Raw genomic sequence first — 7,666 nt, 5'->3', positions numbered from 1 at the left:
AGCACGCTGGCCACGCCCAGCGCGATGCCGAAGCCCAGGCCACCGAGTCCGCTGAGCAGGGTTCCGGCGAGGGCCGTGCCGAGCGCAGCGCTGGCGAAGCAGACGACGATGCTGCGTGCGACCAGCGCACCGTCGGCATCGAGCTCCGACAGCCGCGCCGTCAGGAACGGCGACAGCGCGTAGAACGCCAGCGAGACCAGCGCCTGGGACACAAAGTACTCGACCGAGCCGTGTGCGGCGAAGAACCAGATCACCGAGGCGGCCATGATCACCAGCGCGCTGCAGACGATGGGCCATCGGACCTCATGGCTGCGGCGATGCGACGCCACCAGGCAGCCGGCCAGGCCGAGCACCGAGGCCAGCGACAGCAGCAGGCCGATGCGCGCGGGCGGCATGCCGATGCGGTTGCCGACGATCTCCGCCACGGCCCACTGCGCGGCCAGCACGCCGTAGGCCAGCGCCATCGTCGTCCAGATCGGCAGCAACGTGCCCCAGCGCGGACGAAGCGCGCGCCCGGCGGAGGCCACGACGAGCTGCGCTGCGTGTGCGCCGGTGCGAGCGGCCGGCACGGCGATCCATGCAAAGGCGCCGGCGAGCAGCAGGAACAACCAGCGGTCGAGCCACGGCCCGGAGAAGCTGGCCGCAGCCACAAGCAGGCCAGCGTCGAACACGCCGCCGACGAGCATGATCACGCCCCACGAGCGTTCGGCCGCAGCCCGGTTGCACAGGCTGGCCGCGACGACGACGAACAGCATGCCTTCGAACAGGCCGACCACGCCGCGCGACACGCCGACCCAGCCCGCGCTCGGCATCCACGCACCGGCCGCTTGTGCAGCAATGGTACCCAGGCAACCCAGCCAGGCGAACGATCGCGCCGAGCGCGCGATCCAGCGCGGCAGCACCGCACAGGCGATCGCGATGCCGACGATCTCGAGCCCGGCCATCTCCGTCGCGATGTCTTCGCCGATGCCGAAGCGCCGCATCAGCGCGGCGACGATCAGCGGCATCAGGATCGTGCCGTTGGTCGCCACCGCATAGGCGCAGGCCAGCTGCAGGAGTGCAGCTGTTTTCAGTGCCGGACGGATGCCAGAGGTCATGGGCCGCGCTTGAACGTGAGCGTTGATCACAATATAATGTGAGCGTTGATCACGTGTCAAATTGCGGACAACCCCACAGACAAGCCGCATGCGTCGGTCGCCCGGATCCCCTGAAACCCGTCGACGAGCCACCCCCATGAGCGATGCAGAGCCCAGGCGCAGGCCGCAGCAGGAGCGCAGCAAGACGCGGGTCGAGGCCATCCTGGACGTGGCGCTCGCGCTGGTGGTCGAGCACGGCGCCGAGGCGCTGGCGATGCGCGAGGTCGCGCGCCGCGCCGGCGTGCAGATCAGCTCGGTGTACCAATACTTCCCGTCCAAGGCCGCGATCCTTCGTGAGCTCGCCACGCGCAACCTCGAGCGCGTGCGGCTGAAGCTCGAAAACGAAGTCGGCGAACTGTTCGCCGAGCATGACGGGCGGCCGACCCCGGCGCAGGCCGTCAAGCGCGTCGTCGACGCGTACTATGCGCACTATCGCGACCAGCCCGCGGCCGTGGCGGTCTGGGCCGGCGCCCAGAGCGATCACGGGCTGCGTGAACTCGACGTCGAGGACACTCGACTGACGGCGGAGTTCCTCGTGCCTTCGCTGATGGAGATCCTGTCGCTGAGCGATGCGCAGGATGTGTTCGCACTCGCGCTGTTGCTGGCCGAAACCACCGGTGCGGTCGCCCGCCTGGCGCTCGCGGTCGAAGCGCCGCTGCGCGATCAGCTCGTCGCCAAGCTCAAGCTCATGCTGATTGCGACGCTCGAGGCCGCCCAATCGAAGGAACCTCGGTGAGCCCGGTGAACCCGCAGATGGCTTCGCATGAGCGCGACTACGACTACTACCGCCAGGCGCTGGCCGGCGTGCGGCTGCCGGCCGCCTTCGTCGACCTCGATCATCTCGGTGCCAATCTCGCGCTACTCGGACGGCGCGCCGGTGAACTGCCCATTCGCCTGGTGACGAAGTCGATCCGCTCGATCGGCATCACGCGCCGGCTGCTCGCAGCCGCGCCGGGCCTGCGCGGGCTGTTGTGCTATTCGGTAGAAGAAGCGGCCTGGCTGGCTGCCGAGGGCTTCGACGATCTGGTCGTGGCCTATCCGTCGACCGAGCGGCAGGGGCTGCGCGCCGTTGCCGAGCAACTGCGCGTGGGGCGCACGATCACCGTGATGGTCGACAGCGCCAGCCAGCTGGATGCGATCGCCGCCGCGGGGAAGGCCCGCAGTGTGGTGATGCCGGTGGCGATCGACCTGGACATGTCCAGCGACTTCCCGGGCCTGCGATTCGGCGTCTATCGCTCACCGGTCGATGGCGCGGCAGCCGCGTTGGCCCTGGCCGACGAAATCGCGCGCCGTCCGGCACTGCGACTCGATGGCCTGATGGGCTACGAAAGCCAGATCGCGGGCCTCATGGACAAAGTGCCCGGCCAGCGGCTGAAGAACGCTGTCATCGGCGTGCTGAAGCGCCGCTCGATCCGCGAAGTGAACGCGCGCCGGCGCGAGACGGTCGCGGCGCTGAGCGCGGCAGGGCATCACCTGCGCTTCGTCAACGGCGGCGGCACCGGCAGCTTCGAGAGCACCCGCGCAGACTCGAGCGTCACCGAGCTCGCGGCCGGCTCCGGCCTGTACGTGCCGACGCTGTTCGATCACTACGCGGCCTTTCGCGCGCTGCCTGCCGCAGGCTTTGCGCTGCCGGTCACGCGGGTGCCGACACCCGGCGTCGTGACCTGCGCAGGCGGCGGCTACGTGGCGTCCGGTCCGGCGGGCAAGGACAGGCAGCCCCGGCCCTGGCTGCCGCAGGGCTGCACCTTGCTCGGCACCGAGGGCGCTGGCGAGGTCCAGACGCCGGTCCGTCACCCGCCATCCGTCGCATTCGGCATCGGTGACCCACTGCTGTTCCGCCATGCCAAGGCCGGCGAGTTGTGCGAGCGCTTCAACGAGCTGGTGCTGATCGAGGCCGGACGCGTGGTCGATGTCGTCACCACCTACCGGGGCGACGGCAAGAGCTTCTTCTGATCAAGGGCTCAACACAACGCAGGAGCGAGGATGTGGAAGAACTGGTCGGGCTACGTGGCATGCCCGCATACCCGCGTGCTGACACCCGGCAGCGTTGCTGAACTGGGCGACGCATTGCGGCAGGCGGCGCGCGATGAGTTGCCGGTCCGCGTGGTTGGCGCCGGCCACTCGTTCAGTCCGCTGGTCGCCACCGAGGGCGTGATCGTGTCGCTCGACGCGCTGCAGGGCGTGATCGACATCGATGCGCAAGCCGGCATCGCCCGTGTGCGGGCTGGTACCCGGCTCTGGGCGCTGGGCGAGGCCTTGGCAGCGCACGGCCTGGCGATGGAGAACCTCGGCGACATCAATGTGCAATCGATCGCCGGCGCCACCAGCACCGGCACGCACGGCACCGGCATCACGCTGGGCAACATCGCCACGCAGATCGCCGCGCTGAAGTTCCTGAGCGCCGACGGCCGCGAAGTCAGTGCCTCGCCGACGGAAGATCCGCACCTGTTCGCGGGCGGGCGCGTGGCGCTCGGCAGCCTCGGCGTGCTGACGGAGATCAGCCTGCGCCTGGTGCCGACGTTTCGCTTGCGGCTTGAGCGCGGCAAGATGGATCTCGAAGAGTGCCTCGCGCGGGCCGGCGAGCTCGTTGCGCGCAACCGATCGTTCGAGTTCTATTGGCTGCCGCACACCGATTCGGTGCTGACCAAGGCCTGGAATGTCACCGACGAAGCGGTCGACAAGATGGGCTGGCAACGCTATTTGTCCGACGTGATCCTGGAGAACACGGCTTTCGGCGCGCTGTGCCGCGTCGGCAAAGCGATGCCCTCGCTGTGCCCGGCCATCAGCCGCTTCTGCGCCTCGCTGCTCTCGCGCAGCACGCAGGTCGACGCGAGCTACTCGATGCTCTCGACGGTGCGCCAAGTGCGCTTCAACGAGATGGAGTGGTCGCTGCCCGCCGAGCGCGGCGCGGACGCGTTGCGCGAGATTCGCGCCTTGATCGCGCGCCGTGAGTTCCCGCTGATGTTCCCGCTCGAATACCGCTGGGTCCGCGGCGACGACATCTGGCTCAGCCCGAACTACGGCAGGGACAGCGTGCACATCTCCGTTCACCAGTATGTCGGCATGCCCTACGAGCGCTATTTCGACGCGGTGCAGGCGATCTGCCTGAACCATGGTGGCCGCCCCCATTGGGGCAAGGTGCACACGCTGGCGGGCCCGCAGCTCGCCAGGCTCTACCCGCGCTGGGACGACTTTCTCGCCCTGCGCGAGCGCATGGACCCGAGCGGCAGGTTCCTCAGCCCCTACTTGCGAACCCTGTTCGGGCTGGATGCTGTGGAGCGGCCTTGGCGCCGTCACGAAACCGCCTGAGCCACCCACGTCGCATTTGTTCCGAGCGTTTCAGCCACCTGTGCAGGCCGAACCGCCCGCGGCATGATCAGCCGATGAACACCTACGAAGTCACAGTCGCCGAGACGGCGGGCGGCCCGGATGCGGCCATGCGTGAACGCCTGGCCACCTGCGCCGCCTTTCGGCTGAGCTCGCTCGAGCGGCGCACGGGGCACTACCCGCAAGCGGGCGGCGAGCTCGACATGCTCGACAACTTCTCTGGACCGTTCCTCTGGGAACGCAGCAACGACGAGATAGCGAACGACCCACCGAGCCGTGTCGACTACGAGGTCGTCTCGGTCGATCCGCCATTGCCGCCCAACGCCGCGCAGACGGTCCGCGTCGCCGTCCGCGTCGTCTTCTGACGATGGCGACCGGCGACCATCGCGGCGTCGGCCTGTTGCGCCGCGCACTGGCGGCGATGGGCATCGGCGTGGGCCTGTGCGTGGGCGCTGCCGGCGCGAGTCCGGACTCTCGCGAGGAAGTGCTCCAGGCCGGCGACTACCTGCTGCGCACGCGCATCCTGCACGCCGGCACGCGCAGCGAGGGCCGCGTCGGCCGCCTGTTCCACAACGGCATCGAGGTGCCAGGCCGCACGCCCGGCGAGTCCATCGACGTGCCGAGGCCGGCGGGCACCGTGCGCTTCACCTACATGGGCGAGGCGCGAGCACGCCTCTGGTCGATCAGCGGCTGGACCGACCGGGCAGTGCCGCGTTGACGGCGGAGGACCTGCGTGTCGGCGGCAGCCACGACCCTCAGCCAGAGACCCCAGTCCAGGCAGCGTGAGAGCCGGTCGCTCAGCGCACCGGATCCCCGTACAGCACCCCGCGACCGTGCGTGCCCACGTAGACCCGGCCGAAGACCTTGGGGTCGCCGCTGATGTGCAGGATCAGGCCCCACTGGTGGGCGTTGTCGTTGATGCGCTGCCAGCTGGCGGCGGCATCGGTGGAGCGGAAGAGCCCGTACCGGCCTTGCACGGTGCCCACCAGGTAGAGGGCCGGTGTGTCCTGGCCCGGCGCGGCGCGGCCGAAGCCGAAGGCATGGATCTCGCTGACACCGGGCAGGCGCACGAAGGGCGCGCCGTCGGCCGCGCGGTACAGGCCGTGGAAGGCAGCCAGGTAGAGCTCGCCTTCGCGGCCCGGCGTGGCGTAAAGCCGGTCCTGGCCGCCGCGTTCGTCGCCGCGCCGGCTCTGGTTGTGGACCGCGGCGGCCGGGCGCTGCACCGGGCCGTCGGGCAGGGCCAGCGGCCGTGAACTGAAGCTCAAGGCCGCGTCCTCGCTGGTATAGCGGCGGTCGCCGTACAGGTCCATCGCATGGAACCGGCGGGGATGCACCCGGTCGGCCACCACGCGCGTGCCGGGCGGAAGGCCGCGCACCACGGTCCAGCTGTCGCCACGGTCGTGGCTGACGTGGGGCAGGCCTCCTTTGGGCGTCCAGACCCAGGCGCGGCCGTCGGCCGACACGGCAAGGGCGCCGTCGCTGGCGGCGGGGTCGGGCACGCGGGCCGGCTCCTGCCAGGTGCTGCCGCCGTCGAGGGAATAGCCGAGGTGCTTGCCGCCGGCGCGGGGGTGGCCGATGCGCAGCAGCACCTCGGGCGCCAGCTCGGCGCCGGTCACGTCGTGGGTGTTGCCGAAGAAGGGCGGCTTGGGGTTGCCGGGCGCAGGGCGGTCCAGGTCGGCATGCACGAAGCCGGAGTAGTCGCCCAGCGCGGTGACCAGCGGCACGCCGCGCGTGGGGCTGTGCAGCGCCAGGGCCACGGTCTCCTCGATGCCGCGGCTCATCACCTGCCAGTGCGTGGGCTGGCCGCGTTCGGCCGCACCGAGGTCGAAGGTCTCCCAGCCGCCGTAGCCCGTGGTGAAGATCGCATGGTCCGGGTTGGCCGGGTTGATGCGCACGTCGTAGAGCCAGTGCAGGTGGGTGTCGGCCACGTAGGGGGCCTCGCGGGCATCGAGGCGTGCGCCACCGGCAAACAGCGACTGCCAGCGGCCGCCGCCGTCGCTGCTGAGGAAGAGTTCGTCACCGCCGGCGCGACCGGCCGTGCTGGCCAGCAGGCGGCGCGGCTGGCGCGGGTCCACCGCGACGGTGGCGTAGCCGAAGGGCCGGGCCTCGGTCGGCGCCTCGGGGCTGATGTCGGCCCAGCGGCCGGTGGCGGTGTCCAGCGCCCAGACCGAGCCGCTCTTCATGCGGTGCGGGCCGGGCTCGCTGGCCATGGCCAGGTAGAGCATGCCGTCGGCCGCGAGCGCGGCGCGCATCGGCCGGTGCTGCAGCGGCGTGCCGGACACCGGGGCCCAGCTTGCGCCGCCATCGTCGCTGCGCCAGAGGCTGGGCCGGCCCACCGCGGAGACGCCCACGTAGAGCGTCTGGCTGGCTTGGCCGGGGCGGCCGCTGCGCGGGTCAATCAGCACGAAGACCACGGTGCCGCGGCCATCGCTGCCGCCCCAGGCGGGCGGGGGGCCGTCGCTCGCGTGGCGACGCCAAGCCGACTCGGGGAAGCTGTCCATCCGCTGGAAGCTCGCGCCGCGGTCACGGCTGCGCCACAGGCCGTCGTGGCGGGTGCCGAGGTAGAGCACGCGGCCGTCGTGCGGGTCAAGCGCCAGGCGCTCGCCATTGCCACGCCCGCCCTCGTTGGCCCCGAGCTTGAACGGCAGGGGCGTGCGCTGCCAGCTGCGCCCGCGGTCGAAGGAGCGCAGCAGGGCGCCGTTCGGCGAGGCCGCGCTGGAGTAGGTGCCGCAGGCGAGGAACAGGGCGTCGGGGTCGTTCGGGTCGAGGGCCAGGCTCTCGACACCCATCAGGTTGACTTCAGCCAGCGAGAGTTCGTCCAGCAAGGGCTGCCAGGGGCCGGGGATGCGGTCCCGGCGGTAGGCGCCGCCCATGTCGGTGCGGGCCAGCATCAGGCCTGGCTCTCGGGGATGGAAGGCCAAGCCGCTGACGAAGCCGCCGCCGACGATGGCGACCGATTTCCAGTCGTAGCGCAGGCCGGCGCGATCCTGGGCGAGGAGCGGCGTGCTGCAGGCGGCCAGCAGCAAGGCGGCCAGGGTGCGCAAATAGTTGCGATGCATTCTCTGTCGGTGTCAGGGCCCAGCCCTGTTCGGCGATATCGGAATCGAGCGGCCGACTCGCAGTGTCTCCGATTGCGGTCTCATGCCAGTTGGGTCACCCCGCGAAGTTCACGAGGTCGGCGAACGTGAAGTCACCCGCTGCAG

7 protein-coding genes are annotated in these 7,666 nt (G+C 70.6%); 5 read left to right on the top strand and 2 right to left on the bottom strand.

The window, feature by feature from the left end:
• Nucleotides 1–1,097 (bottom strand): MFS transporter (locus VLK61_RS00065; RefSeq protein ID WP_325417027.1); only part of this gene is annotated, 1,097 nt, incomplete at its 3' end.
• 136 nt (nt 1,098–1,233) lie between these two features.
• Between VLK61_RS00065 and VLK61_RS00060 the strand changes: the two genes are divergently transcribed.
• From VLK61_RS00060 to VLK61_RS00040, 5 genes are all read left to right on the top strand, one after another.
• Nucleotides 1,234–1,872: a TetR/AcrR family transcriptional regulator gene (locus tag VLK61_RS00060; RefSeq protein WP_325417025.1), complete on the top strand. Its 639-nt coding sequence runs from the start codon at nt 1,234–1,236 to the stop codon at nt 1,870–1,872.
• Nucleotides 1,869–3,089, top strand: coding sequence for an amino acid deaminase/aldolase (locus tag VLK61_RS00055; protein WP_325417023.1), 1,221 nt, complete (start codon nt 1,869–1,871; stop codon nt 3,087–3,089). The genes VLK61_RS00060 and VLK61_RS00055 overlap by 4 nt, the downstream gene beginning before the upstream one ends.
• 30 nt (nt 3,090–3,119) lie before the next feature.
• Nucleotides 3,120–4,445, top strand: coding sequence for a D-arabinono-1,4-lactone oxidase (locus VLK61_RS00050; RefSeq protein WP_325417021.1), 1,326 nt, complete (start codon nt 3,120–3,122; stop codon nt 4,443–4,445).
• A 74-nt stretch (nt 4,446–4,519) separates the two neighbouring features.
• A complete protein-coding gene (locus VLK61_RS00045) occupies nt 4,520–4,828 on the top strand; it encodes a hypothetical protein (protein WP_325417019.1) in 309 nt (102 codons plus the stop codon).
• A gap of 2 nt (nt 4,829–4,830) precedes the next feature.
• The gene (locus VLK61_RS00040) at nt 4,831–5,181 is read left to right on the top strand and encodes a hypothetical protein (protein ID WP_325417017.1); all 351 of its coding nucleotides are present in this window, start codon (nt 4,831–4,833) and stop codon (nt 5,179–5,181) included.
• A 79-nt stretch (nt 5,182–5,260) separates the two neighbouring features.
• Here the strand turns inward: VLK61_RS00040 and VLK61_RS00035 are convergent, their stop codons facing one another.
• Complete coding sequence (locus VLK61_RS00035) at nt 5,261–7,522, bottom strand: hypothetical protein (RefSeq protein ID WP_325417015.1); 2,262 nt, start codon at nt 7,520–7,522, stop codon at nt 5,261–5,263.
• Nucleotides 7,523–7,666: the final 144 nt, after the last annotated feature.

Source organism: Aquabacterium sp. (genome assembly GCF_035476535.1).
Lineage (GTDB): Bacteria > Pseudomonadota > Gammaproteobacteria > Burkholderiales > Burkholderiaceae_C > Pseudaquabacterium.
This window is presented reverse-complemented; position numbering and strand designations above follow the sequence as displayed.